Genomic DNA, 276 nt, shown 5'->3' with positions numbered 1-276 from the left:
GTCCACCCGTAGGAGGAAGTCCGCATGACCGAGAAGCCCACCCCCGCCGACCGCATCGCCAAGGTCCGCCGTGCCACCGCGCCGACCGCCAGCGAGGCCGACCGTGCCCGGCTGCTGCTCGAAGACCTCTTGGCCGTCGCCGACCGACACGGCGTCACTCTCGAAGACTTCGACTGGGTGACCGACCTCCCCGGCGCCTGCGTCGACGCGGTCCGATCCCATGACCGGAGGAACCCGTGAACGCCCCTCACAGCCCCTCAGAGGCCACTACGCGGG

1 protein-coding gene is annotated in these 276 nt (G+C 71.0%); it reads left to right on the top strand.

Annotation, left to right across the window (positions count from 1 at the left end; all coding sequences use genetic code 11):
* Positions 1–24: 24 nt before the first annotated feature.
* Positions 25–240, top strand: coding sequence for a hypothetical protein (locus ACFU9E_RS35445; RefSeq protein ID WP_377554400.1), 216 nt, complete (start codon positions 25–27; stop codon positions 238–240).
* Positions 241–276 lie beyond the last annotated feature (36 nt).

Source organism: Kitasatospora sp. NPDC057595, from assembly GCF_042800875.1.
In the GTDB taxonomy this organism is placed as follows: domain Bacteria; phylum Actinomycetota; class Actinomycetes; order Streptomycetales; family Streptomycetaceae; genus Kitasatospora.
The sequence above is the reverse complement of the archived record's forward strand: the minus strand, read 5'-3'. Positions and strand labels throughout refer to the sequence as shown.

Coding starts and splice junctions, on each gene's coding strand:
- ACFU9E_RS35445 (WP_377554400.1), top strand. CDS start 25: ATGACCGAGAAGCCCACCCCCGCCGACCGCATCGCCAAGGTCCGCCGT.